24 protein-coding genes and 1 pseudogene are annotated in these 26,253 nt (G+C 71.7%); 12 read left to right on the top strand and 13 right to left on the bottom strand.

The features are described 5' to 3' along the window. Positions 1–7 precede the first annotated feature (7 nt). Entirely contained in the window at positions 8–1,144 is a 1,137-nt protein-coding gene (locus tag ACN28I_RS34600) for a tetratricopeptide repeat protein (RefSeq protein WP_420946173.1), read from the bottom strand. Positions 1,145–1,159: 15 nt separating this feature from the next. After that, entirely contained in the window at positions 1,160–1,357 is a 198-nt protein-coding gene (locus ACN28I_RS34595) for a hypothetical protein (RefSeq protein WP_420946172.1), read from the bottom strand. Positions 1,358–1,439: 82 nt separating this feature from the next. On the opposite strand from ACN28I_RS34595, the gene ACN28I_RS34590 reads away from it, so the two are divergent. The 8 genes from ACN28I_RS34590 to traB all read left to right on the top strand — a co-directional run bounded on the left by ACN28I_RS34590 (position 1,440) and on the right by traB (position 10,339). Continuing rightward, the gene (locus tag ACN28I_RS34590; protein WP_420946171.1) at positions 1,440–2,804 is read left to right on the top strand and encodes a sigma-54-dependent transcriptional regulator; all 1,365 of its coding nucleotides are present in this window, start codon (positions 1,440–1,442) and stop codon (positions 2,802–2,804) included. Between the two features lie 3 nt (positions 2,805–2,807). Further along, complete coding sequence (locus ACN28I_RS34585; protein WP_420946170.1) at positions 2,808–3,278, top strand: serine/threonine-protein kinase; 471 nt, start codon at positions 2,808–2,810, stop codon at positions 3,276–3,278. Further along, positions 3,275–3,904 (top strand): protein kinase domain-containing protein, encoded by a 630-nt coding sequence (locus tag ACN28I_RS34580; RefSeq protein WP_420946169.1) that lies wholly within the window; start codon positions 3,275–3,277, stop codon positions 3,902–3,904. Before ACN28I_RS34585 ends, ACN28I_RS34580 begins: the two co-directional genes overlap by 4 nt. Next, positions 3,873–4,109 (top strand): hypothetical protein, encoded by a 237-nt coding sequence (locus tag ACN28I_RS34575; protein ID WP_420946168.1) that lies wholly within the window; start codon positions 3,873–3,875, stop codon positions 4,107–4,109. The genes ACN28I_RS34580 and ACN28I_RS34575 overlap by 32 nt, the downstream gene beginning before the upstream one ends. An 83-nt stretch (positions 4,110–4,192) precedes the next feature. Continuing rightward, positions 4,193–5,935, top strand: coding sequence for a GTPase (locus ACN28I_RS34570; RefSeq protein WP_420946167.1), 1,743 nt, complete (start codon positions 4,193–4,195; stop codon positions 5,933–5,935). A 271-nt stretch (positions 5,936–6,206) separates the two neighbouring features. Then, positions 6,207–6,569 (top strand): helix-turn-helix domain-containing protein, encoded by a 363-nt coding sequence (locus ACN28I_RS34565; protein ID WP_043412376.1) that lies wholly within the window; start codon positions 6,207–6,209, stop codon positions 6,567–6,569. A 141-nt stretch (positions 6,570–6,710) separates the two neighbouring features. Further along, positions 6,711–8,729: an outer membrane exchange protein TraA gene (gene traA, locus ACN28I_RS34560; protein WP_420946166.1), complete on the top strand. Its 2,019-nt coding sequence runs from the start codon at positions 6,711–6,713 to the stop codon at positions 8,727–8,729. Continuing rightward, positions 8,726–10,339 carry an outer membrane exchange protein TraB gene (gene traB / locus ACN28I_RS34555; RefSeq protein ID WP_420946165.1) on the top strand — a complete coding sequence of 538 codons (1,614 nt, stop codon included), beginning with the start codon at positions 8,726–8,728 and terminating at the stop codon, positions 10,337–10,339. Before traA ends, traB begins: the two co-directional genes overlap by 4 nt. Positions 10,340–10,397: 58 nt before the next feature. On the opposite strand, the gene ACN28I_RS34550 is transcribed toward traB, so the two are convergent. Continuing rightward, positions 10,398–11,249 carry an Ig-like domain-containing protein gene (locus tag ACN28I_RS34550; RefSeq protein ID WP_420946164.1) on the bottom strand — a complete coding sequence of 284 codons (852 nt, stop codon included), beginning with the start codon at positions 11,247–11,249 and terminating at the stop codon, positions 10,398–10,400. 189 nt (positions 11,250–11,438) lie between these two features. Between ACN28I_RS34550 and ACN28I_RS34545 the strand changes: the two genes are divergently transcribed. Beyond that, positions 11,439–12,197 carry a lysophospholipid acyltransferase family protein gene (locus tag ACN28I_RS34545; protein WP_420946163.1) on the top strand — a complete coding sequence of 253 codons (759 nt, stop codon included), beginning with the start codon at positions 11,439–11,441 and terminating at the stop codon, positions 12,195–12,197. 4 nt (positions 12,198–12,201) lie between these two features. Here ACN28I_RS34545 and ACN28I_RS34540 read toward each other — a convergent pair whose 3' ends face one another. After that, positions 12,202–12,606, bottom strand: a complete 405-nt coding sequence (locus ACN28I_RS34540) for a lipase maturation factor family protein (RefSeq protein WP_420948773.1) — start codon at positions 12,604–12,606, stop codon at positions 12,202–12,204. Next, positions 12,549–13,811, bottom strand: a complete 1,263-nt coding sequence (locus ACN28I_RS34535; RefSeq protein ID WP_420946162.1) for a lipase maturation factor family protein — start codon at positions 13,809–13,811, stop codon at positions 12,549–12,551. The genes ACN28I_RS34540 and ACN28I_RS34535 overlap by 58 nt, the downstream gene beginning before the upstream one ends. 135 nt (positions 13,812–13,946) lie before the next feature. Between ACN28I_RS34535 and ACN28I_RS34530 the strand changes: the two genes are divergently transcribed. Beyond that, on the top strand, positions 13,947–14,600 hold the full coding sequence (locus ACN28I_RS34530; protein ID WP_420946161.1) for an MBL fold metallo-hydrolase: 654 nt from the start codon (positions 13,947–13,949) through the stop codon (positions 14,598–14,600). 8 nt (positions 14,601–14,608) lie between these two features. Here the strand turns inward: ACN28I_RS34530 and ACN28I_RS34525 are convergent, their stop codons facing one another. Then, positions 14,609–15,325, bottom strand: coding sequence for a hypothetical protein (locus ACN28I_RS34525; RefSeq protein ID WP_420946160.1), 717 nt, complete (start codon positions 15,323–15,325; stop codon positions 14,609–14,611). Between the two features lie 59 nt (positions 15,326–15,384). Here ACN28I_RS34525 and ACN28I_RS34520 point away from each other — a divergent pair, with 59 nt between their 5' ends. Continuing rightward, entirely contained in the window at positions 15,385–16,071 is a 687-nt protein-coding gene (locus ACN28I_RS34520; RefSeq protein WP_420946159.1) for a hypothetical protein, read from the top strand. Here the strand turns inward: ACN28I_RS34520 and ACN28I_RS34515 are convergent. From ACN28I_RS34515 to ACN28I_RS34485, 7 genes are all read right to left on the bottom strand, one after another. Beyond that, complete coding sequence (locus tag ACN28I_RS34515) at positions 16,054–17,229, bottom strand: sensor histidine kinase (protein ID WP_420946158.1); 1,176 nt, start codon at positions 17,227–17,229, stop codon at positions 16,054–16,056. The genes ACN28I_RS34520 and ACN28I_RS34515 overlap by 18 nt on opposite strands. A 216-nt stretch (positions 17,230–17,445) precedes the next feature. Further along, positions 17,446–18,129 (bottom strand): response regulator transcription factor, encoded by a 684-nt coding sequence (locus ACN28I_RS34510; RefSeq protein ID WP_420946157.1) that lies wholly within the window; start codon positions 18,127–18,129, stop codon positions 17,446–17,448. Then, positions 18,126–21,248 (bottom strand): efflux RND transporter permease subunit, encoded by a 3,123-nt coding sequence (locus ACN28I_RS34505; RefSeq protein WP_420946156.1) that lies wholly within the window; start codon positions 21,246–21,248, stop codon positions 18,126–18,128. The genes ACN28I_RS34510 and ACN28I_RS34505 overlap by 4 nt, the downstream gene beginning before the upstream one ends. After that, positions 21,248–22,318: an efflux RND transporter periplasmic adaptor subunit gene (locus ACN28I_RS34500; RefSeq protein ID WP_420946155.1), complete on the bottom strand. Its 1,071-nt coding sequence runs from the start codon at positions 22,316–22,318 to the stop codon at positions 21,248–21,250. The genes ACN28I_RS34505 and ACN28I_RS34500 overlap by 1 nt, the downstream gene beginning before the upstream one ends. After that, positions 22,315–23,559, bottom strand: coding sequence for a TolC family protein (locus ACN28I_RS34495; RefSeq protein ID WP_420946154.1), 1,245 nt, complete (start codon positions 23,557–23,559; stop codon positions 22,315–22,317). Before ACN28I_RS34495 ends, ACN28I_RS34500 begins: the two co-directional genes overlap by 4 nt. Before the next feature lie 65 nt (positions 23,560–23,624). Next, positions 23,625–24,899, bottom strand: a complete 1,275-nt coding sequence (locus ACN28I_RS34490) for a hypothetical protein (protein ID WP_420946153.1) — start codon at positions 24,897–24,899, stop codon at positions 23,625–23,627. Positions 24,900–24,944: 45 nt separating this feature from the next. Continuing rightward, positions 24,945–25,379, bottom strand: coding sequence for a hypothetical protein (locus ACN28I_RS34485; protein WP_420946152.1), 435 nt, complete (start codon positions 25,377–25,379; stop codon positions 24,945–24,947). 263 nt (positions 25,380–25,642) lie between these two features. Between ACN28I_RS34485 and ACN28I_RS34480 the strand changes: the two are divergent. Beyond that, a pseudogene (locus tag ACN28I_RS34480) lies at positions 25,643–26,212 on the top strand (PAS domain-containing protein); the annotation flags it as partial. Between the last annotated feature and the right edge of the window lie 41 nt (positions 26,213–26,253).

Genomic DNA, 26,253 nt, shown 5'->3' with positions numbered 1-26,253 from the left:
CGTCCCCTCACTTCGCCTTCGTGTCCGCCAGCTTCTTCTCCAGGGCGGCCACCATGCGCGGCGAGGCCTGGGCCCCGGAGAGCGTCTTCGCGTAGGCGATCGCCTCCTCCAGCGTGCGCACGGCCTCGTCCTTCTCTCCCCGGGCGACGTGGATGTCCGCCCGCTCCGAGAGGACGCGCAACCGCCGGCTGCCCTGCACCTTCGAGAGGGCCCGGGTGCTCGCGGCGAGCGCCTCGTCCAGCCGTCCCAGCCGCCGGTAGAGGTTGGCCAGACGCGCGGGCGGGTTGTAGTCGTCCGGCAGGTCCTTCTCGCTCTGCTCGATGGCCGGCACCACCCGCATCGGGTCGCCCAGCAGCAGCGCGGCGCCGATGCGATGCGAGTCGAACACCGTGCGCTGCTCGGGCGTCGGGGCCTTGGCCGCCTCCGCCTCGAGGAAGGTGAGCCACTGCGCGGCGAGCGCCTTCGCCCCGGCCTCGTCCTTCGCCGCCGCACGGGCCTGCACCAGGACATCGTACACGCCCGAGCGGTCATCTCCGGGCATGACGATGTCCGGCGAGAGCGCCTCGCGGGCCTTGGCCTCCAGCGACTCCCTCAGCGCCTGGGCATCCGCGGTGCCCTGCGGCACCTGCAGCGCACAGGAGAGCCCGAGCGCCGCCGCGTTCGCCCACGAGGCCGAGTGCGGCACCTTGGGAAGCTCCGCCAGCGCCGTGCGGGCACACGCCTCGTGCCGCTTCGCCCCGTACTGGGCGATGAGGGTGGACTCCAAGGCGCGGCCACGGCGGGACCAGTCCGCCGGAGCCTCGGCGAGCGCCTGGGCGAGCACGTCCGCCGCCTCGGCCGCCTTGCCCTCCCCATACAGGGCATCGCCGCGGGCCAGCAGCGCCTCGGGCCCCTGGGCGACCCCACGGTACGCACGCTCTCCGTCCTCGAAGAGCTTCTCGAGTTGCTGGACGGTGGCGCTGCCCGCGAAGCGCACGAGGGCCTTTTCCTCCCTCGGGTCGATGATGAAGAGGGTGGGCCAGTTTTCTACCGGGTACTTCTCCTGGAACTGGGCGTTACCGGGAACATCCGTGTTGATCTCGAGCCAGACGAACCGTCCGGCGTGCCGCGCGAGCGCTTCATCCGTGAAGACGAAGGCACGCATCGAGCGGCACGTGTGTCACCACGGGGCCCAGGTATCAACGAAGAGGGGCAATCCCCTCGACTTCGCCTCCGACAGGGCACGCGAGTAGTCATCCTCGATGAACGGCAGGGGGGCCCGGGCATGCGCAGCCGCGGGCTCGGACACGGCCGAGGTGCGCGCGGCAGAGCAGGCCAGCAGGCCCACCACGAGCAGGCTGGAGAGGTGCGTTCTCATGAGCCCGGTACCCTACTCCGGGGGCTGGCAGGGGAGAAAGCAAGCCGCCTCGGCTCTGTCGGGAGTGGGATATGGTGCCCGGATGAGCGGCCGAGTCCTTCTCGTCGACGATGACCCGAGCATGCTGGAGATGCTCCAGAACCGCCTCACCCGGCGCGGCTTCACCGTCACCACGCTGAACGATCCCAACGCCGCCCTGCCGCTGCTGATGGAGCAGCCCTTCGACGTGGTCCTCACGGACCTGAACATGCAGGGGCTGAGCGGCACGGAGCTGTGCGAGCGCGTGGTGGCCAACCTGCCGGAGCTGCCGGTGGTGGTGGTGACGGCCTTCGGCAGCATGGAGACGGCCGTGGCCGCCATCCGCGCCGGCGCCTACGACTTCATCACCAAGCCGGTGGACATGGAGGCGCTGGCGCTGACGCTCGCCCGCGCCGTGCAGCACCACCACCTCAAGGGCGAGGTGGTGCGCCTGAAGAAGGTCGTCACCGAGTCCCAGCGCCTGGGCGGTCTGCTCGGCTCCAGCCCGCCGATGCGCAAGGTGTATGACCTGCTCGGCCGCGTGGCGGACTCGGACGCCACGGTGCTCGTCAGCGGCGAGAGCGGCACGGGCAAGGAGCTGGTGGCCCGGGCGCTCCACGAGAAGAGCCGGCGCGCCTCGGGGCCCTTCGTGGCCGTCAACTGCGCGGCCATGCCCGAGGCCCTGCTGGAGAGCGAGCTGTTCGGCCACGCGAAGGGGGCCTTCACCGACGCCAAGGCGGCGCGCTCGGGGCTCTTCGTGCAGGCCCATGGCGGCACGCTCTTCCTCGATGAAGTGGGGGAGATGCCCCTGGGCCTGCAGCCCAAGCTGCTGCGCGCCCTGCAGGAGCGCGTGATGCGCCCGGTGGGAGGAGACCGCGAGGTGTCCTTCGACGTGCGCCTGGTGGCCGCCACCAACCGCGACCTGGAAGGCATGGTGGAGGAGAACCGCTTCCGCGAGGACCTCTACTACCGCCTCAACGTGGTGCAGATGGAACTGCCGCCGCTGCGCGCGCGCGGTGGGGACATCCTGCTGCTGGCCCAGCACTTCATCGAGCACTTCGCCGCCCGCGCGGACAAGCGGGTGACGGGCCTCCAGGAGGCCGTGGCCGAGCGGTTGATGAGCTATAGCTGGCCCGGCAACGTGCGCGAGCTGCGCAACTGCATCGAGCGCGCGGTGGCCGTCACCGTCACCGAGCGCCTCACGGTGGAGGATCTGCCGGAGAAGATTCGCGCCTACCGGGCCTCGCACGTGGTGGTGGCCAGCGGAGACCCCTCGGAGCTCACCACGCTGGAGGAAGTCGAGCGCCGCTACATCCTCCGCGTCATGGAGGAGGTGAAGGGCAACAAGTCGCTCGCCGCGCAGATTCTGGGGCTGGACCGCAAGACGCTCTACCGCAAGCTGGACCGCATCAAGGGCTCGGGGGAGTAGCCCATGGCGGGGACGGGGGACGCCTGGCTCGGGCGGGTGGTGGCCGGGCGCTACCAGGTGACGGGGACGCTCGGCAGCGGCGGCATGGGCACGGTGTACGAGGCCGAGCAACTGGGCCTCGAGCGCTACGTGGCCCTCAAGGTGCTGCACCCGCACGTGGCGAAGACGCCCGGCGCCATCGCCCGCTTCCAGCGCGAGGCCCAGCTCATGGCCCGGCTGAAGCACCCGGGCGCGGTGCACCTCTTCGACCACGGCACCGACGGGGAGGTGCTCTACCTCGCCATGGAGCGGGTATTCGGCATCCCGCTGGACGAGGTGCTGGAGACCTACGGCCTGCTGGAGGTGAAGGCCGCGGTGGAGCTCGCCGCGCAGGTGCTGGAGGTATTGGACGCCGCGCACGGCCTGGGCATGGTGCACAGGGATCTCAAGCCCTCCAACCTGATGCTGGTGGGCGAGCTTCCGCCCCCACGGTGAAGGTGCTCGACTTCGGGCTGGCCGCGCTCGTGCAGCCGGAGGAGCAGGCGCGGCTGACCGGGAGCGGCCAGGTGCTCGGCACGCCCGCGTACATGTCTCCCGAGCACTGCCGTGGGGAGCTGCCCGATGGGCGCGCGGACCTGTACTCCGTGGGATGTCTGCTGCACGAGCTGCTCGTGGGCCAACCTCCCTTCGGGGACTCGCCCGCCGTGGAGGTGATGAGCGGCCACCTCTACCGCCCGCCTCCGCCGGTGCGGCAGTTGCGGCCGGAGCGAGGCATTCCCGAGGCGCTGGAGACGCTGGTGCTCGCGTGTCTCTCCAAGACGAAGGCCCAGCGCCCGGCGAACGCGCGGGAAGTGGCCGCCCGGCTGCGTGAGTCCCTGGCGCCCCCACCCCTGCGCGGCGAGGGCAAGAAGCAGGAGCGCACGCAGCCTCCGCCCGCCCCTCCCACCGCGCTGCCGCCCGAGCTTCCTCGCGCGGCCCGTGGCCCTCATCGAGCCGGACGGCCCCGCCAATCCCCACGGTGTCGGTACCGCGCTGGCGGTGGCCGGCTACCGGGTGGTGCCCTGCCGCGAGGACGGCTCCCTGGAGGGCATGTCCGCCCTGGTGGTGGTGCCGCGGAGTGACGGGACCCAGGAGGAGGCCCTGGCGCTGGCGAGCACCCTGGCCACCCGGCCCCACGCGCCGCCCGTGCTGCTGTGCGGAAGCGGCGAGGACTTCACGTTGATGTCCCGCGCCGTCGCGAGCGGCGTGTATGACTACGTGCCGCTCCCCCTGGACCCCACGGACCTGGCCCGGAAGGTGGGCCGGGCGCTGCGCTCGCGCCGCTGAGGGGCGCATTCGTCCAGGGCCGACAGACCTGGCACGTCTTCCGTGGGCATCCGGCCCGCCACGTGCTGTCCTCCGGCACCCGGATGAACGACCTCGCCCACCTGCGCACCGCCCTCGAGTCCGCCCGCGACGCCCTCCCGCCCCCCGAGCGCTTCCCTGAAGCGGCCGATGCGGACACCGCCCGCCGCCTTTTGGAGCGGCTGCGGCGTGACCTGCTGCCCCGGTTGGGTGGCGCCGACGCGCCCCTGCTGCTGGTGGCCATCGCCGGGCCCAACAACGTGGGCAAGTCCACCCTCTTCAACGCCCTGGTGGGCACGCACTTGTCCCCCGCCCGCCCTGAGGGAGGCCTCACCAAGCAGTGCCTCGCCGCCGCGCACCCGGACACCTGGACGGGCTCGCTCAAGGACTTCCTCACCCGCCGCTACGACATCGTCCCCGTGATCTCGGGCGAGGCCGCGCCTGTGGACCAGGCAGGGCCCGCCGGACGCCTCTACCTCGTCCTCGCCGAGGCCGTGCCCCGGGGCCTGGTGGTGATGGACACGCCGGACTTCGACAGCGTCTACCGCGACAACCGCGAGCGCGCCGAGGCCCTGCTCGTCACCGTGGACGTGCTCGCCTTCGTCGTCAGCCGGCAGACGTACCAGAACGCCGCGCTGGTGGACTTCCTGCGCGCCGCCGTGGGCCATGGGCGCCCCTACCTCCTCGTCTACAACGAGGCCACGCGCGAGGAGGTGGCGCGCGGCCACCTGGAGAAGTTGGCCTCGGACGTGGGCCACCCGCCCCTGGCGCGCTACCTCGCCCCGCACCAGCCGGAGGTGGAGGCCGGGGAGAAGCCCCTCGCCACGAACCCGCTGGACGCGGCCCCCGCGCTCACCGCGCTGCTGGGTGAGGCCGAGCACGCCCAGGCGCTCAAAGCCCGGGCCCTGGAGGCCTCGCTGCGGGACGCGCGCGCGGAGATGGAGCAACTGGCCCGGGCCGCCACCGCCGCCTCCCATGAGCCGGAGAGGCTGCGCCAGCGGCTGCGCCACGAGCTGCTCGGAGTGGGCCGTCACGCGGCCCTCAAGGCGGTGCCCGCGGACGTGCTGGTGGAGGCCTTCCGCGACGAGCTGGACGCGCGCAGTGCCTTCCACCGCTACGTGCGCCTGCCCTTCCGGGGGCTCGCTACCGCGCTCACCTTCGTCTCGCGCCAGGTGCGCCGCTCCTTCACCGGCCCCGAGCCCACCGTCCCCCCGGCGGGCCAGCTCACCGAGGACACCCTGCGCGATGGGGTGCGGCGGCTGATGGAGCGCTTCGCCCCCGAGGTGGCCGCCTGGCATGGAGATGCCCGGACGCGCGAGCTGCTCGCCGAGGCCTTCGGCGCCCCCACCCTGGCGCGCCTGGACGAGCCCCTCGGCTTCGAGGCGATCCAGGCCCACACCGCGGACCGCGAGAGCCTCTATGCCTTCTGCCGGGGACTGGTGGGCACGGAGCTGCAGGGCGGCCTGCGCGAGGAGGTGCTGCAGACGCTCACCACGCTCGTCTATTCGGTGCCCTCGGGAGCCGCCGCGGTGGTGACGGTGGCCACGGGCGGCTTCGGCCATGACGCCGTCATCTGGGCCGGCACGCTCCTGTCCACGCCGCTGCTGGAGCGCTTCGTGGACGCACTGGGCTCGGACATCCGCGAGCGCCTCACCCAGAAGTGGGCCGATGCCCACGGCGCCACGCTCGCGCAGGCCCTGGAACAGCGCTTCTTCTCCGGCCTTCTCGGGCAGCTCGACACCCAGGTTTCGGACTGGGCGCGCACCGCTTCCACCCTGTCCGAGACGACCTGGCGGATCTCCTCCTGAGCACCCACCGTGTCAGACCCCTCCGGCATTCTGTGTCCAACCGCGACACGCGGACCACAAGAGGTGGGTGGGAGCACTTCGTACACGGGTTTCCCGAGGGAGGACGGGGTTGGGGGGAGGAGAAGAAGGCGGCATGTTCCGGCCTTCGCGGGAAGCAGGACAGAACAGGGTGACTTCAGAAATAGGGTTGAAGAAGTGACCTTTACAGTCCTGTTCCGACAACCTGATGCGTCGTATTCCGCCTTGCCTACACTGTAGGGTGGGTTCAGGTATGGACAAGAAACTGGCGAAGACGATTGGGGAGGCCGCCCGTACGGCCCGGCTGCGAGCGCAGCTCACCCAGGCGGATGTAGCGGAGATGGTCGACCTGGTGACCGAGGTGTACGGCCGTATCGAGCGCGGCGGCATGGTGCCGAGCGTTCCGACGCTGCTGCGGCTGTGCCGCGCGCTGAGGATTTCCGCCGACGAGCTGTTGGGACTGGCCGGGCCGGATGGTTCGTTGCGGCTCGCCGACCCACCGAGCGAGCAGGGCGAGAAGCCGGAAGTGCGGGCGGTGCTGCGCGTGCTGCGGCAGCTCGACTCCGGGCAGATCAAGCTGTTGGGCCGCCTGGCCGTGGCCCTGAAGAAGGAGTAGGCCGCACGCGGCTGGAGGCCCACCGGGAGCCGGGGTAGACTTCAGTCCCCCCCTATACAGTGACCCCGGCCATAACTTGACCGCAGAAGTAGGCCGGGGGATGGTTCGTCTCCCCCCGTGCACCTACATCCCTTCCGAAGAATGGCCTCCCTGGCGGCGGCGCTGCTGGTCACGCTGGCCGGAGCGGCCCGGGCAAATCCCGAGCAACCCCTGGAGCCAGTGGTCGTCAGCGGAGACCCTGTCGCTCCCGCCCCCACCCAGCCAGGCACGGGACTGTGTGTCGCATCGAGGGTGTCGACGAACCCCGCTGTGGACTTCCCGCAGAGCACCGTGACTTTCAGCGGAGGCATCAACACCTTCCTGGAGACCGCCCCCAACTCGGGCAATCCCAACATCCGGTACACCACGGTGCTGCGGACGCCGCTCGATCTGTCGAACAACAACGACTCCGGACTGCAATCGAGCTACGGCGATTTCGTGGATGCCATGGGCGCCTGGGGCTGCCAGAAAGGCGGTTGCGCGCTCTTCCGCAACGACACGACGACGTCGTTTGCCTCTCGCCTGCGCGGCTACCTGAGCATCACCCCGGAAATGGTGGGCCGGGTGCTGCACTTCGGCATCTACACCGATGACGCAGCGAGCCTCGTCATCTACGACAACATCCCCCGAGCCTACGAGGTGATCATCCGGCCTCCACAGCTTGGTCTTCCGACCTGGCGCACGACCAACAGCGTCACCTTCCGCAAGTCCGGGCTCTATCCCATCGAGCTGCTGTACGCGGAGATCTCCGAGCATGCCGCGCTGGAGGTGTCCGTGTTGATCGGAGACTTCGCGGACTTCGAGCGGCCGGCGAACGACAGCCCCGTCAACCTCCGGTCCAGAGGCTTCGCGGTGCTGGAGCCCGTACAGTTCTACCAGACCGAGAGCGGGCGTCCGTCCTATCCCGACCTGACGCAGTGCACGCAGTGCAACCGCCAGTACGCGAACACCGCTGGCAACAACGGGTGCGACCCGGGTTACTACTGCAATGGCTCCGCGCTCTGCGCGCCCTGTGACTCCTCCGTCTTCTGCGGCCCCAGCTGCTCCCCGTGTGGCGCGTCCACCCCGCTGTGCCTCAACCGCAATGGCACGTTCACCTGCGTCCAGTGCTCGGATGACTCGCAGTGCCCCAACGGGCGCTGCGACCCGGAGACCAACCAGTGCCGCGGCTGCAAGACCGACGCGCACTGCCCCAAGGGCGAGTTCTGCGGCGCCGACAACGAGTGCCATGAGTGCGTCTCGGACGATCACTGCCCGCGCGGACAGACCTGCGCCGACAACACCTGCCAGCCCTGCGGCACCAACGATAGCTGCGCCGGCACCTCCTGCAACTGCTGCCCCGGCGGCCTCAAGTGCGCCGCGCCCTCTCCTGGCGCCTCGCCCACCTGTGTGGAGTGCACCAGCGACTCCGACTGCTCCGATGGCAAGAAGTGCGACATCGCCAACGGCCGCTGCGTGGAGCAGATCGCCGATTGCAACACCTCGGAGCGCTGCGGCTCCCAGTGCGTCAAGTGCCCCTCGGACCGGCCCTACTGCATGGACGGCCAGGTGTGCGTCGAGTGCCGCTCGGACCTCGAGTGCGGTGACGGCAGGTTCTGCGTCAGTGGCGAGTGCGCCTCGTGCACCACCGACAAGCGCTGCGGCGATCGCTGCGAGGCCTGTCCCGGCGAGGCGCCCTTCTGCCTCACCGATGGCACCACCCAGGGCAGCTCCTGCGTGGGCTGCCTCGAGAACGCCGACTGCGGCCCGGGCGGCACGTGCGATCCCACCACGCGCACCTGCTCCGCCTCCACTTGCGCGGTGAGCTGCGGCGAGGGTTCCGTGTGCTACGGCGACGCCTGCGTCGAGTGCTTCGCCGACGCCCACTGCCCCTGCGGCGGCACCTGCGACACCGCCCTCAACACCTGCACCACCTCCTGCGTGGACAGCAACGACTGCCTCGGCGTCCAGCACTGCTCGGCCACCACCCAGCAATGTGAGCGCGGCCGGCGCAAGCCCGGCACCGAGCCCCAGGGTGGCGCCTTCTGCTGCGGCACCACCGCCGACAGCACTCCCGGCGGCCTCGGCCTGCTGCTCCTCCTGGCCGTCTTCCTCGCCCTCCGTTCGCGAGGCTCCGTTTGACGCGCTCCGCCTGCATCGCCCTGGGGCTCGTCCTCGGGCTCGCCGTCTCCGGGCAGGCCTCCGCCCAGGACGCCCGCTTCGACGTGCAGGCCTTCCGCCCGCTCGGCGCGCCCCAGGATCTGGTCACCGTCGGCCAGTCCCGGCCCCTCTCGCACCTCTCCATCTCCGGCGGCGCCTTCCTCAACTTCTCGTTGGATCCGCTGGTGCTCGTCGCCGCGGGCACGAACTCCAAGGCCCTCAGCGTGGTGGGCAACCGCCTCCAGCTCGATGTCATGGCCTCCGTGGGCCTCTTCGACTGGTTCGAGCTCGGCCTGGACATGCCGCTGGTGCTCGCCCAGGGCGGAGACAACCTGGAGGCCATCGGCACCGAGGGCTTCGTCCAATCCTTCACCCCCGGAGACCTGCGCCTCACCGCCAAGGTGGCCGTCCCCGGGCTGCGCCGCGCTCCCGAGGGCTCGGGATTCGGTGCCGCGCTCACCTTCGGCCTCGGCCTGCCCACCGGCATCCAGGAGGCCTTCGCCAGCGATGGTGAGACCACCTGGACGCCCGGCCTCATGCTGGACTACCGCTTCGAGTCCGGCATCCTCCTGGCGCTCAACACCGGCTTGTGGCTGCGCCCGGAGCGTGAGTTCGCCGGCGTGCAATGGGGCAACTCCGCCACCTTCGGGCTCGGCGCCGAGGTCCCCATCCTCCGCAGCTCGGGCATCACCGCCGTGGGCATGCTCTCCGGCAGCGCTCCCCTCGAGAAGCTCCCGGACAACCCGCTGCAGCTTCCCGCCGAGCTGCTCGTCGGCCTGCGCTGGTACAGCGGGCTCGGACTCACCTTCACCGTGGGCGGTGGTGGCGGCTGCGGATGCTCGCTGACGTCGCCCACCATGCGCCTCTTCACCTCCATCATCTGGGTGCCCTCGGTCACCAAGGAGTACGCGGCGCTCGAGCGCTTCAAGGAGCCCCCCGAGCCGCCTCCTCCGGCCCCGCCCCCCGTGGACCCGGATGGTGACTCCGTCATTGGCGAGGGTGACCGCTGTCCGGCGATCGCCGGCCCCGTGGAGAACAGCGGCTGCCCCGACACCGACCAGGACGGCGATGCCGTGGTGGACCGGCTCGATCGCTGCCCCGAGAACCCGGCCGGCCCGCGGGGCCGTGAGGGCTGCCCGCTCGCGCGCATCGCGGGCAACAAGATCATCATCCTCGACCAGGTGCACTTCGCCACGGACCAGGACGTCATCCTCCCCGAGTCCTTCCCCATCCTCGAGGAGGTGGCCAACGAGCTGCTCAAGCACCTGGAAATCCAGCGCGTGCTCATCGAGGCCCACACGGACGCGCGGGCCACGGACACCTACAACTACGACCTGTCGCGCCGCCGCGCCGCCAGCGTGATGAACTTCCTGCTCGACAGCGGCATCGCCGTGGAGCGCCTGTGCTCGGCGGGCTTCGGCCGCAGCCGCCCGCTGGCCGCCAACGACTCCGAGTCGAACATGGCGCTCAACCGCCGGGTCGAGTTCACCATCCTCCCGCCCAGCGAGGGTGCGCTGATGCCCCCCTGCCCGCCAGATCCCGCCGCCGGGCAGGCGCTGCCCCCCGTGAAGTCCACCAAGGGGAAGCGGTAGCTGCCCACGAAGTTCGTGGGTCTGGGAGAGGGGACCGGCCAGGACACCCGCGAGGACTTCAGCGCTGGGCCGTCGTCTTGACCTCGAAGACGACCTCGGCGGCGGCCTTGCGCCTGCCAGCGGTCGCCGTCACCACCGTGCGCCCCGGCCCCACCGCCGTCACCTGCCCGGTGGGGGACACCGTCGCCACCGACCAGTCCGAGCTGAACCACGTGACGGGCACGTCCGTGAGCACCACGCTCCGGTTGTTGAACGTCTTGGCGCGCAGTTGCAGCTTCTGGCCCACCTTGGCGAAGACGAGGTGCGTGGGCTCCACCTCCACCCGCGCGAAGTCCGAGCGCACCACCTGCACCTGCAGGTTGCGGCTCAGCGGCGGCACCGTGGCGGTGATGGTGGCCCGCCCGGGCGCCACACCCACCAGCCGCCCGTTCTCCACCCGCGCCACCGTCGGGTCGCTGGTGGTCCACCGCGGCGGCACGTCCACCAGCGGCTTGCCCAGCTCGTTCTTCACCACCGCGGAGATGGAGATGGAGTTGCCCGCCAGCAGGAAATCCGCCCCATCCACCCGGATGTCCACCACGCTGGGGATGGACACCTGCACCTCCACCGAGGCCCGCGCCTTGCCAGCCGCCGCGGAAATCTTCGCCTTGCCGGACTTGCGCGCCACCACCACCCCGTTCTCCACCGAGGCCACCTCCGGCGCGGAGCTCACCCAACGCAGCTTGGGGTTCTCCACCGGCTGGCCATCCCCATCGAGCGCGACGGCCTGCAGCACCACGGACTCCCCGTGGGCATGCAGCGGACGGTCCTCCGGCATGGCGAGGGTGAGCGTCTCCGGCGCGGACCGGCAAGCGCCGAGCACGAGGACGGACATCAAGAGCAGCGAGCGGAGCGACGTCGGGGTCTTCAAGATGGTAGGGGGGCTTGCGGGCGTACGAGCGTGCCTCTCGAACAGAGGCGCACATGACTGTATTTCGATACGCCCCGTGCGCAATGATTTGCAAGTGAGCCTGTCCGCCCGGCTGCCTGCTTCCGCCGGGTACCCGACGCTGGAATGCACCTCGGGAGGATGAGGTTCGACCCAGGGGGGACACTGCTTGTGATCCACAACGTCTTCGCGTTGCTCTCCGTCCTGCCGGCACGTCCTCGCCGAGCCGCCGTGCGCAAGCTGATGGACACCGTGTGGAGCCTGCGCACCACCGAGCAGGTCCTCGGGCGGGAGCACCTCCCCACCCAGCCCTGTCTTTTCATCTGCAATCATCTGTCCAACGCGGACGGCTTCACGCTGGACCGCGCCCTGCGGCCCCGGAAGGTGCACTTCCTGGCCGGCATCAAACTGCAGGGCACCGTGATGACCCGGCTCGGCACCGAGGCGGTGGACACCATCTTCATCCGCCCCAACTCCTCGGACATCGAGCCCATCAAACGCGCCGTGGAGACGCTCAAGGCGGGCCACTCCGTCCTCATCTTCCCCGAGGGTGGCCGCAGCCGGACCGGGGCCCTCACCCAGGCCAAGAAGGGCGCCTCCCTCATCGCCCGGCGCGCCGGTGTCCCCATCGTCCCCGTCGCGCTCACCGGGACGGAAAAGTTCATGCCCATCGATGACCGGGACATGGGCCGGGAGCACGTGCGCCGCGCCCACCTCACCGTCCGCTTCGGCAAGCCCTTCCACCTGGACGAGCTCGAGGCCGAGACCGCCGGTGCCGGGGACCCCCGCCAGGCCCTCACCGACGCGATGATGCGGCGGGTGGCCGGGCTGCTGCCCCCGGAGTACCGCGGCGTCTACGCCCCCCCCGCCCCCGCGGCCCCGGTGCGGCACCTGGCGTCGCACGCCCCGCCCGAGCCCGCCGGCCGCTGAGCCCTCACTCCCCGGCGTGCCACTGCAGCCGGCTCGACGTCCCGCCCGAAGCGAGACTCAAGGGCGGCAGGTAGAGCCCCACCCGCTCGCGGCTCCACCACGCGCCCGTGCTCCGGTGCGTCTCCCGGTCCGTCATCCGGTAGTCGTAGAGGGTGGCGCGGATGTAGCGCGGCGGGCGCTCCGGGAAGGGATTGATGGCGAGCAGCTTCAGCACGTCCGGAGAGCCCTCGAGCAGGCGCAGCATGAAGGCGAGCAGCCAGACGGGCGGCGAGCCCAGGGCCGCGAACCACATCTGCCAGTCCAGCCGGGGCTGGTGGGGCGCCACCTGCCTCGGGGCCCGCTCCGGATCGCTCACCTTGTAGCGGAAGGTGTACTCGTGCCACGTCTCGCCGTCGTCGGAGCCCTCGATGGCGAGCTCTCCGGCCGGCGCACCGTCATCACCGCGAAGAGGCCGTAGTGGTTCACCGCCCGCAGCGGACGGGCCCGCATCTCCAGCCACTCCAGCCATCGCGGCGGGCTGCGCGGACGGTTGAAGCGCGTCAGGATTTCATTCGCCCCCAGCACGAGGAACGGCGCGGCCGGGAGCCAGGCCCCCAGGGTGCGCCACCAGGGCCGGGGCCTCGCGGGCGGTGGGGCTGGCAGGAAGCGCCGCAGGGACGCGTCATCCAACAGCCACAGGCCGAGCACCAGCGACTGCACATTGAAGAAGCCGTAGTTGCCGGTGGCGATGATGATGCCCTGCAGCCCGGAGAAGAGCCGGAAGCCCAGGAGCCGCAGCCGCCTCGGCGCGAAGGCGAGGAACGGGCCCACCGTCTCCATCGCCAGCACCGCCGCCGTGGAGAGCCGCTGCAGCTTCCGAGGCAGGTGGTGCGCGTACCAACCGCCGCGCGTGGGGAGGGGCGCCGTCTCGTAGTAGTAGTCGCAGGCGGTGAGCTTGCGCCACGTCTCGTCGCCGGACTTCAGCTTGGACACCCCGGAGCCGAGGTACAGACGGAAGACGAGCGCGCGCCACAGCGCCACCTGCGCCGCGGAGGGCTCGTAACGCCCCGGCCCCGGCCGCAGTCCCGCCGGCGCGGTGAGGATGCCGAGCAGCCCCATCTCCAGCAGCAGCGCATCCCACTGGAAGGAGAGGAACTCCCGCCCCACCGAGACATAGGAGAGATAGAGCGCCCACAACCCCGTCAGCGAGGCCCGCGGCGCCACGCCCGCCATCACCGCCAGCGACAGCACCTGGCCGGCGCGGAGGCCTCGCACCAGCGTCTTGTCCGACGCATCCAGCCACAACAACGAGGGGTACCAGAGGTAGCGCTCGCGCCCCATCGCCGTCATCCGCGGCGAGGAGATCAAATCCCGGATGGGCAGGATGCCGCGCGAGCCATAGAGGCCCCGCACCTGCTTCCCCAACGAGGAGAACGCGATGAGGTAGATGCCGCCCAGGGCCCGGAAGAACACCTGGCGCACCAGCCGGTGATGCGGTGGCTCCACCGAACGCTCGACGAGCCCACCGAGGACACGCGCCATCCGCCTCCGCCCACGCCTGCCCGGCCGCCGGGCGGGTAGGTCACGGAGCATCCGGAAGAACGCCTTGGCGCCCTGGGGGCGGACAGCACGCATGGGGCTCCCCTCCTGCTTCTCCCAAAATGGGAGCACCCCGGAGCCATTGCCCGGGGAGTCCAACCCCTCGCCCCGGAAGGGCCCGAGCGGCCGGGCCTTCACGCCCCGTGCACACGGACGCCCTAGCTTTTGCGCATGAGCGAGCCCAAGGAACGAGCCCACCGTACGGTGCAGGTGCTCCCCGGCATCCACCGCTGGAGTGTCCGCGATGACCGCATCGGCGGCATGGAGAGCGAGGCCTACGCCGTCGTCGCCGAGGACGGCGCGGTCACCCTCATCGATCCGCTGCCCATCGACGACAAGGCGCTGCGCAAGCTGGGCCGGGTGGAGGCCATCGTCCTCACCGCCGGCAACCACCAGCGCGCGGCCTGGCACTTCCGCAAGCTCTTCGGCGCTCCCGTGTGGGCGCCCCAGGACGCCTACGGCCTGGAGGACACGCCGGATGCCTCCTACGGCCCCGGCGACAACCTCCCCGGCGGCCTCGTCGCCTACCACACCCCCGGGCCCGTCGAGTCCATGTACGCCCTCTGGATGGAGCGGCCCCGGAGCGTCATCTTCCTCTCGGACCTCCTCACCCACTTCAACAACGGCACGCCCCGCTTCGTGGAGAACGCGTACCAGGACGAGCCCGGCCGCACCCGCATGAGCATCCAGCGCATCCTCGACCACCTCCCCATCGAGGTGCTCTGCTTCGCGCATGGCCGCCCCATCCTCCAGGACGGTGCCTCCGCGCTCCGGCGAGCCCTGGACGAGGACACCGAGGCCCCCGCCCCGTCCGAGCCCCGCTGAGCCCGGCGCTACTTCGCCACCGCGTCCAGGCGGCAGCTCACCGCCAGCGAGAGCACCACCTCGTCCACGGACACCGTCTCCTGCTTCACCGCGCCCGGGGGCTCGCAGCCGGCGAGCTGGAGCGGGGCCCGCTCGGTCTGCGCCTGGGAGATGAAGCCCCGGGCCCGCTCCACCCAGCGATTCATCAGCTCGGCCCGCTGCCGCTCCGGGTCGCGCACCCGCGCCTCCGGGAAGCCGAACGTCGCCCGCAGGCCCGTGTTCTCCTTCTCCGCGGCGGCCGCCTCCTGGCTCCCCACCTGCACCAGCGTGGCCACCAGCGCCGAGCGGCCCCAGAAGTCCTGCGACTCGGGCAGCGACACCTCCAGCACCCCGTGCGCCATCGCGTCCGTCCCGGCCATCTTCCTGCCCGAGGCCAAGCTCACCTCCTTCATCTTCACCGCCACCTCTGCCTTCGAGGCCTCGGCCGCCGCGCGCACGTACCGCTCCACCGCCGCCTTCAGCTTCGGCACCGCCTGCTCCAGCGACTCCGTCTCCTGCCGGAAGGCGAAGGACAGCAGCAGCACGTCCGGGCGCACCTTCAGGCCCTCCTCCACCGTCTCGAGCGCGGGAGCGGTGTCGGACTCGTACGAGCTGGCCACGGCACTCGAGACCGAGGAGCGGCCACACGAGGTCCAGAGACAGACGAGCACCACACAGCCGGGGATGACGAAGTGACGCAGTTTCATGAGCGGACTCCAGCGGAATGTGCCGCGCAGCTTGCCAGCAGGTAGGCTCCCCGTCCGCCATGTCCTCCTATAAAGAGAAGTACGCCTCCCCCCTGCATGAGCCCGCCCCCGTCCGCGCCGAGTTCGTCGTGCGGCCGGACCTGCTGCGCGTGTCCTTCTCCGTCTCCCTGGAGACCGAGGGCATCGAGCAGACCCTGCCCCTCCTGCAGCGCGCATGCGAGCAACTCCAGCGCCGCGCCCGCGAGGCCACCGGCACCGAGGTGACGTTCCACCCGAGGGACACGCGCTTCAACCGCTCGGCGCCGAAGAAGCTGTCGCTCCCCGAGGACGAGGACCGGACCTTCGTCGCCGTGAATGGGCTGCTGGTGGTACCGCTCCCCGCCGAGCTGGATTTCTGGGCACGCAGCACCCGGGTGGGCGCGCTGGTGCGCGTGTGCCACGAGGTGGAGCGGGACAGCCGCGAGATGAAGAAGCAGCCGCGCTTCAGCTTCGGCTCCGTGGAGGCCTTCGTCTCGCAGCCCGAGGTTCATCGTGCGGAGCTGCTGCGCCGCTTCGCCGCCCGGGTGCGGGAGCTGGCCACCGCCGTGGGCTCGGCCGAGGCTCCACTGCATGTGGTGGACTGCGCTCCCGCCAGCGCCGTGGAGCAGACGCCCGTGTCCCTCGAGGAGGTGGGCCTGTCACTCCACGTGCACTGCCGGCTGGACGTGGTGCGCGAGGGGAGAGGGGATTCACGCGGCGGCGGTTGAGGTGCCAGGGCCTTCCACGGGCAGCTCCAACACCACCTCCGCCCCGGGTCCCTTCACATCCGCGACGCGCGCCCGGCCACCGTGGCGCTTCGCCACCTCCTGCACCACCGCCAGCCCCAACCCCGTCCCCACTCCCTTCGGCTCCACCCGGTGGAAGGGCTGGAAGACCGACTCCCGGTGCTCCGCCGGAATGCCGGGGCCCTGGTCCCTCACCGACAGCCTCCAGCGCTCGTCCTCGCGCTCCAGCCGCACGGCGATCTCCGTCCCCTTCGGCGCGTACCGCAGCGCGTTCGCCAGCAGGTTGTCCACCGCCTGCCTCACCGAGGATGCATGGAAGGTACAGGGCGCCGGCTCGGGCCCCTCCACCGTCACCCAGACACCCCGCCCCTCCGCCTCGGCGCGCGCCGCCGCCGCCGAGTCCTCCACCACCTCGCGCAAGTCTCCCGCTCGCACCTCCCAGCCCCCTCGTCCGAACGAGGCCAGGTCCAGCAGGTTGCCCGCCAGCGCGCTCAGCCGCTCCACCTCGCGCCGCGTCTCCTCCAGCGCCTCGCGCAGCGACTGCGCGTCCCGCTCCTTCCACAACGCCAGGTCCAGGCTCGTGCGCATCAACGCCAACGGCGTGCGCAGCTCGTGCGCCGCCCGGGCGATGAGCTGCTCCTGCGCCTCCCGCGCCTCGTTGAGCCGCGCCGAGGCCTCGTGCAGCGCCCCCTCCACCTCCGACACCTCGTCTCCCCGCCGCCCCTTCCCCGGGCTCCCGGGAAGCACGCCCTCGCGCAGCCGGCCGATGAGCCCCCGGAGTTGCTCCAGCCGCCCGGCCAGCCACCGCGCCTGCCATGTCTGCAGGCCGAAGAGCACCACGCCCAGCAGCACCGCCACCGCCAGCGTCACCGCGTGGAAGGCCCGCACCGCCGAGTCCTGCTGCGCCAGCGACGCCGACAACCGCAGCGTGTACACCCCGCCCGCCGGAGCCCGCACGCCCAGGGTGAGCTGCCGCAGCCGCGCTCCATCCGCGCCCTTCACCGTCTCGAAGCGCGGCGGCTCGCCCGGCGGGTGCGGCGCGGGCGTCGGCCCATGCACTCCCTCGGCCGAGGGCGGATAGGACACCAGCCGCTGGCCGTCCGGAGCGAACAGCTCGGCCACCGGCGCGAAGGGGCGCACCTCCTTCTCCAGCGGCGAGCTGCAACATGTGCAGGTGCGGCTGGCCTCCCGGCCCGTCGAAGAGACTCACCGACTCCACCGCCGCCTGCGACAGCAGCCCCCGGTCCACCGAGCGCGCCAGCCACGCCTCGAAGAACTCCGCCGCGAGCGTCAGCGTCAGCAGGATGGCCGCCACGGGCACCAGCGCGCCCAACAGCCACAGCCGTGTCGCCAGCCTCACCCTCGCCCCTCCACCACCAGCCGGAAGCCCACCCCGCGCACCACCTGGATGGACACCACCGGCTCCACCTCCAGCTTCTTCAACTTCCCGCGCAGATAGCCCACGTACACGTCCACGATGTTCGGCGGCCCGTCGAAGCTGTCTCCCCACACGTGGCTGAGCAGCGTGGAGCGCGCCAACACCTCACCCACGTGGCTGGCCAGCTCGGCGAAGAGCGCGAACTCCCGCCCCGTGAGCACCTGCTCCCGCTCGCCGTGCCGCAGCACCCGCCGCCGCGAGTCCAGCACCAGCGGGCCCACCTGCTGCGCGGGCCCCTGCGCGTCACCCCGGCGGTGCAGCGCCTCCAGCCGCGCCAGCAACTCCTCGAAGGCAAACGGCTTCACCAGGTAGTCGTCCGCTCCCGCGCGCAGCCCCACCACCTTCTCCCCCACCGTGCCCCGCGCCGTCAGCATCAACACCGGCGTGCGCATCCCCTGCTCGCGCCAGCGCCGCAGCACCGCCACCCCGTCGAGGTCCGGCAGGTTCCAGTCCAGCAGCACGGCGTCGTAGGCGATCTGCAACGCCTGCTCCAGCGCGTCCTCGCCCCGCTGACACACGTCCACCTGGTGCCCCGCCTCCGTCAGGCCCCGCTGCAGCAGCCGGGCCATCTTCTCCTCGTCCTCGACGAGCAACAGCTTCATGCGGCCGCCTCCCGCGGGCCCTCCGGGTGCACCTCGGCGCTCCCGGGCTTCCTCGCGCGCTCTCCCGCGAACCACGGGTAGAGCGACGGCAGGATGACGAGCGTCAGCAGCGTGGACGTCACGAGGCCTCCCACCACCACGGTGGCCAGCGGGCGCTGCACCTCGGCGCCCACCCCGGTGGCCAGCATCATCGGCACGAAGCCCAGCGCCGCCACCAGCGCCGTCATCAGCACCGGCCGCGAGCGCTCCCGCGCTGCCAGCAGCACCGCCTCCTTCACCGGCAGGCCGTTCGCCTCGTGGTGCAGCAGCCTCGACATCAGCACCACCCCGTTGAGCACCGCGATGCCCGACAGGGCGATGAAGCCGATGGCCGCCGAGATGGACACCGGCATCCCCCGCAGCATGAGCGCCACCACGCCCCCCACACACGCGAAGGGCACGTTGGTGAAGATGATGAGCGCCGGACGCAGGCGCTGGAAGGTCAGCCAGAGCACGGCCACGATGAGCACCAGCACCGCGGGAATGACGAGGGAGAGCCGCCGCGCTGCTTCCGTCAGCGTCTCGTACTGGCCCCCCCATTCCAAGCGGTAACCGTCCGGCAGGCGGACCGCCGAGGCCACCCTCGCCCGCGCGTGCTCCACCACCGTGCCCAGGTCCGCGCCGCGCACGTTGAAGCCCACCACCAGCCGGCGCTGCCCGTCCTGCCTGTTCACCAGGCCGGGCGTCGAGACGAGCTTCACGTCCGCCACCCGCGACAGCGGCACCGTGCCCCCGGAAGCCACCGGCAGCGGCAGCTCCGCCAGCGAGAAGGCCCCCTCCGCCCCCGACAGCCGCAGCAGGATGGGAATCCGCACCGCCCCGTCATACGTGGCCCCCACCTCCAACCCCGTGCGCACCGCCTGCACCGCCTCCAGCACCTCGCGCACGCTGAAGCCCGCGCGCGCCACGTCCAGAGGGCGCGGCACCACCTCCAGCATCGACACCTCCGGCGGCGCCAGCACCCGCACGTCCGCCGCCCCGGGCTCCCGGCCCACCTCCGCCGCCACCTGCTCCGCCAGCCGCCGCAGCTCGCCCAGGTCCTCCCCGTACACGCTCACCGCCACGTCCGTCACCGAGCCGCCCAGCAACTCGTTGAAGCGCATTTGAATGGGCTGCGTGAAGGCCGGGTCGCTCCCGGGCGCCTTCTCCTCCAGCACGGCCGCCATCTCCTCGATGAGCGCCTCGCGGGTGAGCCCGGGCCGCCACTGCGCATGCGGCTTGAGCTGGATGAAGACGTCCGCCTGCTCCAGGCCCATGATGTCCGTGGCCACCGCCGGACTGCCCACGCGCGACACCACCTGCGTCACCTCGGGGATGTGCTTCAGCAGCACCGACTCCAGGTGCTCGGCCTCGCGCGCCGCCGCCTCCAGGCTGATGTCCGCCGCGCGCGTCGTCTGCACCACCATGTCCCCCTCGTCGAGCTGCGGGGCGAACTCGCTGCCCGCGCTCATGAAGAGGCCCACGCCCAGCGCGAGCAGCACCACCGACGCCAGCGCCACCCGGCGCGGGTAGTGCACCATGTGATTGAGCACCGGCCGGTACACCTTGTCGAAGAAGCGCACCAACAGCGGCGGATGCTCGGGCACGTCCTCGGGGCGCAGCACCAGGCTGGCCATCGCCGGAATGAAGGTGAGCGACAGCACCAGCGAGGTGGCCAGCGCCAGCATCACCGTCACCGCCATGGGGCGGAACATCTTCCCGTCCACCCCGCTGAGCGCGAGAATCGGCACGTAGACGAGCAGGATGATGAGCACCGAGAAGAACACCGGCCGCGCCACCGAGCCCGTTACGTGTGACACCTTCTCGCGCCACCCGCCCCGATCCGTCCGCTCATGACCCACGTGATGGAAGACGGCCTCCACCATCACCACCGCGCCGTCCACCAGCAGGCCGAAGTCGATGGCGCCCAGGCTCATCAGGTTGCCCGGAATCCCCAGCACCACCATGCCCACCGCCGCGCCCAGCATGGACAACGGAATCGCCGAGGCCACCACCAGTCCCGCCCGGAAGCTGCCCAGCAGCAGGAAGAGCACCGCCACCACCAGCAGCCCGCCCTCCACCAGGTTCTTCGCCACCGTGCGCAGCGTGCCGCGCACCAGCGTGCTCCGGTCGTACACCTCGTCCACCCGCACGTCCTCGGGCAGCGCCTTGCGCACCTGCTCCATCCGCGCGTGCAGGCCCTCCATCACGTCCAGCGCGTTGGCCCCGCGCAGCATCTGCACCATCACGTACACCGTCTCGCCCCGGCCATTGGACGTCGCCGTGCCGATGCGCGGCAGGGCCCCCGGCACCACCTCGGCCACGTCCGCGAGCCGCACCGTCCGGCCATCCGCCCCCCGCACCACCGCGCCACCCAGCTCGCTCGGACCGGGCGGCCGCGCCACCGCGCGCACCAGCACCTGCCGGTCTCCCGTCGCGAGGCTCGCCCCGGGCACGCTGCCCGACACGTCCTCCAGCGCCCGCTGCAGCGCCTCCAGCGTCAGTCCGCGCTGCGCCAGCTTCACCGGGTCCGCGCGCACCTCCAGCGTGCGCTGCTGCCCTCCCCAGTTGTTCACCTCCACCACACCGGGCACTCCCCGCAGCAGCGGCGCCACGCGCAGCTCCGCCAACTCCAGCAGCTCCGCCGACGTGCGGTGGGGCGAGCTGAGGGTGAAGTGGAAGATTTCGCCCAGGCCTCCCGTGAGCGGTCCCAGCTCCGGAGCATCCAGGCCCGGGGGCAGCTCGCCCGCCAGCGCGTTCAACCGCTCCTGCACCATCTGGCGCGCGCGGTACGGGTCCACCTCGTCCTCGAAAACGGCCGTCACCGAGGAGATGCCGTAACGCGACAGGCTGCGGTGCTCCTTCAGCCCGGGCACGCCGCCGAGCCCCGTCTCCACCGGCCGCGTCACCAGCCGCTCCACCTCCTCGGGCGTCATGCCGGGAGCGCGGGTGAGCACCAGCACCTGGTTGGTGGTGATGTCCGGCTGCGCGTCCAGCTCCATCCGCACCGCCACCACCGAGGCGAGCACGGCGAACAGCGCCGTCAGCCCCAGCGTCCAACTCCGGTGCTTCACCGAGCCCCGTACCAGCCGCTCCATCATCACCCCTCCCCTCCCGCCACCGGCACGCGCGCCGCGTCGGCCGCCACCGAGTCCGACTCCTTCAGCGGCCCGAGCACCAGCGCGTCCGCGCCGGACTGCCCCACCACCTTCACCAACTGGCGGCGGTGGCCCTCGCCCTCGCGCACCAGCACCGCCACCTCGCTGCCCTCCAGCAGCAGCGCCCGCGCGGGCACCACCTTCACCTCCGGCAGCCCGTCCGCCCTCACCCGCAGCGTCCCTTGCAGGCCCGCGGGCAACGGGCGCACCGGCTCGGGCTCGAACCACGCGGCCAGCGTTCCATCCCGCACGTCCACCGAGGGCGCACGCCCCACCAGCCGCACCGGCACGGCCCCGAGGCCCGGCGCGAAGAATTCGAAGGTGGTGTCCTCCGGCAGCGCGAGCGAGAGCCGGGCCTCCAGGCGCGCGGGGCCCTCGCCCGCGACGCGCACCAGCGGCTCCGAGCCGCCCTCGCGCGTCTGTCCCAGCACCGCGTCCACCCCGGTGACGATGCCGTCCACCGGACTGCGCAGCGCCACCGTGCCCCGCTGCGCCACCCCGGCCGCGGCCGAGCCCTCCAGCCCCGCCACCTTCAACAGGGACTGCGCGCTCTGCTGCGCCGCACGGGCCTCGGCCAGGTCCGCCTCCGCCTCGGCCAGCTCGAAGACGCGGGCCATGCCCTGCTCCTGGAGCGCCTTCAATTGGGCCGTGCGGCGCTCATAGGCCTCGCGGCGCAGGGAAGCGGCCTCGTACTCGCCCGCGGCCCGCACCACCTCGGGCATGAGCACCTCGATAAGCACCTCGCCCTTGCGCACCTTCTGGCCGGGCCGCACGGCGATGCGGGTGACGCTGCCCCGGAAGGGCAGGCCGAGCGCCGCCGCGCCCTCGGGATGCGGGAGCACGTGGGCGGGGGCCTCGGTGAGCGGCACGCCCCGGGGAGGACGCGGATGCACCCAGGCGGTGCGCGCGCTGGACTGCGCGGGCGGAAGCGCCGCGGCCGGAGCGGGCGGCGAGGAGCAGCCGAGGGCCGCGCCCAACAGGAGGACGGAGGAGAGGAGCGCGGAACGGCTCATGGCGTGGAGACTCCGGAAAGAGCGTCGATGAAGAAACGGGCCTGCACGCGCGCCCAGGCCTCCTCGGCGCGGGCGTGGCCCAGACGAATGCGGGCGGAGGCCAGCGCCCGGCGCGCCAGCACCACCTCGGGGACGGTGGAGTCCCCGGACTGGAAGAGGAGCTCGCGCAGCCGGGCGGCCTCCTCGGCGGCGGGCAGCAGCTCGCCCCGCAGCGCCGCCAGCACCTCACGCGCGTGCTCCACGTCATGGAGCGACAGGGCCAGTCCCGCGGCGGCGCGGTGGCTCGCGTCACGGGCCTCGCCCTCGAGCCGCTCGGCGGAGGCCAGCAGCGTGCCCCGGTCCCGCTCCCCGCGCTCGAAGAGGGACGGCGTGAGCGTCAGCGTGAGGGCCCCACCGGCGGCCCCGTCATACTCGCGCAGCCCGGCGACGCCCACCTGCAGCAGGGTGCCCCGGGAGGCGTGGGCCTCGGCCGCACGCGCCCGCTCCAACTGGGCCCCGAGCGTCCGCGCCGACGCCTCCGGCATCCGGGAGGCCTGCGCCACCAGCGGCGCCCACTCCGCGTCCGGGGGCAGCGCCACCTCGGGCAGCTCTCCCGTGGCCTGCAAGGGGCGTGAGGGGTCCCTGCCGAGCAGCATCGCCAGCGTCACCCGGCGCTCGGCCACCTGTCCCTCCGCGTCCAGCTCGGCGAGCCGGGCCTCGGCGAGGTACGCGCTGGCCTCGGCCAGTTCCAGCTTCGTGGAGGCGCCCAGCTTCGTGGCCCCCTGCACCGCGTCGCGGAAGGAGGTCGCCAGCTTGAGCTCGTGCGTGCTCTGGACGATCGCCTGCTCGGCGGCCCAGAGCCTCAACCACGCCTCGGCGATGGCGAGCCGGCGCGCGAGCAGGACGGCCCGGGCCTCGGCGTCGAGCACGGCCTCCTCGGCGCGGACGGCGGTGTTCCGCGCGCCCGTCTGGCCCGAGAGGCTGAAGGTCTGGCTCACCCCCACGCGCAGGTCGGCGCCACGCTCGTCCGCTCGCTGGCGGTAGCCGGGCTCGAGGGTGACTTGAGGGTTGAAGACGAAGGGAGAGAGCCGCGCGCCTTCGGAGCGGCGGACCTCGGCCGCGCGGGCGGCGCTCTCGGGACCAGGGGTGCGCCCGGCCAGCGCGAGCGCCTCCTCGAAGGTCAGGGGAGTGACCTCCGGGGGCGAGGCGGCCAGCAGGAGCGCGGCGAGGACGGCGAACATGGCGCGCACCGTAAGGGCCACGCGCCCACACCGCTTGAGAGGACTCTGAGAGAACTCTCAGAGTCCGTGCATGCCCCCTCTCCCCGCTACTCCATCTGCAGCACGGCCACGTCGGGCTCCGTCTTCTTCACCGGCCCGGGTACCAGGGTGAGCTGCCCGTTCTTCACCGCGCACGTGGCCTCGGCGGGGGACACCACGCGCACGGGATTGAGCGTCTCGGGCCGGCCGAACTTCACCGCGCTGGTGGCCAGCATCAGCTCCTGCTTCTTGCCGCTGTCGCTGTCGCTGTAGACGACGCTGATGCCTTGGAAGGGCGTGGGCAGTTTGAGCTTCAAGCGGTAGCCCTTCTTGTCCGGCATCTGGGCGCGCTCGACCTGGAGCGTCTGCGTGGGCGAGCCAAAGGCGGGGAACACCTTGCCATCGGCGATGCGGATGCCCCACTGCGAGGGAAGCAGCGCACCCGGGGGCTTGCCGCAGCCGGTGATATCCTGAGGCGGATGCGGGGCCAGCCACAGCTCGACGTGGTCGTCGTTGAGCCACTTCGCGCTCGGGCCCGTCCACTTGTCGTCGCGCACCTCGACGAGCAGCGTGTCCGGCGCCACCAGCAGCGCCTTCAGCGCCGCGTCCTTCACATCGGTCTGGTTGCCCAGCAGGAAGTGGCCCGACTCGAAGCCGCACGCGCCCAGCCCCGCCTGCTTCCACCCGCCCTCGAGGTACGCCTTGTCCACCTGCACCTGGGGCAGATACGGCAGCGTCCGCTCTCCCAGGGAGGACTCGCCCGGCGCGCACGCGTGGGCCCCGCGGACGACCTCCCCGCGGAACTGCTCGAGGTCCCAGTAGACCCCATCCTCCTTGATCTCCCCGTCCACCATATCGGAGGCCCGGTGCCCCTCGATGACCAGCCGCATGGGGGAGAGCTGCAGCGTGCGCGAGACGGTCCACCGCTGACGGCTCCCGCCGGTCTGGTCGTGCGAGAAGCGGTTGTCCGACACCGTCACCGAGTCCTCCCCCACGCCCGCGCCGCCATAGCCGTTGTTGCACACGGACAGCAGGAGCTGGGCGGGCTGGGACGGGCGCACCAGCCACCACTCGGCGGCCTCGCACAGACCTTCCGCCTGGGAGCCCTCCGCCTTGCGGCCGCCCGGGCCGAACTTGCGCCCGAGGTACTTTTCCGACGTCTCCTGGTCCGCCCACCCGAGCCCCAGGTGCTTCACCTGGAGGGGGCGGCCCTGCGCGTCCTTGCCCGCATCGAGCGTCTCCACGACGGTGCACGGCTCGCGCTTCGCGCAGAGCGGGTCCTGAGAAGAAGCGGGCGGAGCGCCCAGGAGGGAAAACACCAACACGGTAGCGGTAGCGTTCATGGCGGCGCAGCTTGCACCAGCAGGCGGGTCCGGTTGAACTTCCACTCACCGCGAGGCGGGAGGCACCACGTCCACCCGGCGCGCCCGCCACTGCTCGCCGTCGATGACGTAGGAGGCGCGCACCTCGGTTCCGGGCGGGAGCGACTCCAGGCCCACGGGCCGCCCATCGCGCATCACCTGCGTCTGGCCATCCGTGGTGAGGACGAGGCTCTCCCCGCTGGCCTCGCGGAGTTGGAGCGCCCCCTCCGAGGTACCGGCGACCGTGCCCGACACGGCGCCGAGCAGCGGATTGGCCACGGCCCGCTCCGCCGCCGTGGAGTCCCCGGTGGGGAGGTCGCGCGTGAGTTCGCGCGCCTCGTGCGTGGCCAGGGCCCGTTCCCCGGCTGGAGGAGCCGCCGTGCGAGCCTCCTCCCGCTCCCGGCAACCCGTCCCCACCGCGAGCCCCACTCCCACCCATGCCACTACCGTGAGCCACCGCATGCCACCTCCTCCCGGGCCAGGCCCTCGGGCAAGTCTCTTCCCCAGGAGGTTAGGCACTGGTGGCGCCGCGAGTCCGGAGTAGCCGAGCCCGTCCAGGACGCCTGAGCCTCCCGGGGCACCCTGCCCCCGAGCGCTCTACCGGACATCAAGCGAGCAAGGGGCTGTTCCTGAAGGAAAATGTCCCCTAAGTGAGGTTGAAGCCGTGGGGGAAAAGGCGCTCCGGGGATGACCCCGCGGCGCGCACCTGTCAGGAGGAGCCCCCTATGGAGACACCACTCCCGCTGGAGCAGTACCGGTTGCTCGTCGAGCATGCTCCAACGCTGGTGTGGCGCTCGGGGTTGGACGGCCTGTGCAACTACTTCAACGCCACCTGGCTCCGCTTCACCGGCCGTACCCTGGAGCAGGAAATGGGAAACGGCTGGGTCTCCGGCGTCCACCCGGACGACATGAAGCGCTGCATGGAGGTCTACCTCTCCCACTTCGAGCGGCGCCAGGCCTTCGAGATGGAGTACCGGCTGCGGCGCTACGACGGCGTCTACCGCTACATCTTCGACCGGGGCGTGCCCTTCACGGATGACGCGGGCCACTTCGCGGGCTTCATCGGAAGCTGTGTCGACGTGCACGAGCGCATCGAGGCGGACCGCGCCAAGGCCACCTTCGTCGCCCTCGCCGCCCACGAGCTGCGCACGCCCCTGGCCTCGATGCAGATGTACCTGGAGGCGATGCGCCGGCAGCTCGAGCAGGCCGAGCCGGCGGCGAACGGCGCCCTGACGCGGATGGGGGCACAGCTCGAGCGCGTCTCCTCCCTGGTGCGGAACCTGGAGGACACCGGACGGCGGGACGCGGACCTGCCGCTCGACATGAACAAGGAGGC

Source organism: Archangium gephyra, from assembly GCF_049060025.1.
Taxonomy (GTDB): Bacteria; Myxococcota; Myxococcia; order Myxococcales; family Myxococcaceae; genus Archangium; species Archangium gephyra_A.
The sequence above is the reverse complement of the archived record's forward strand: the minus strand, read 5'-3'. Positions and strand labels throughout refer to the sequence as shown.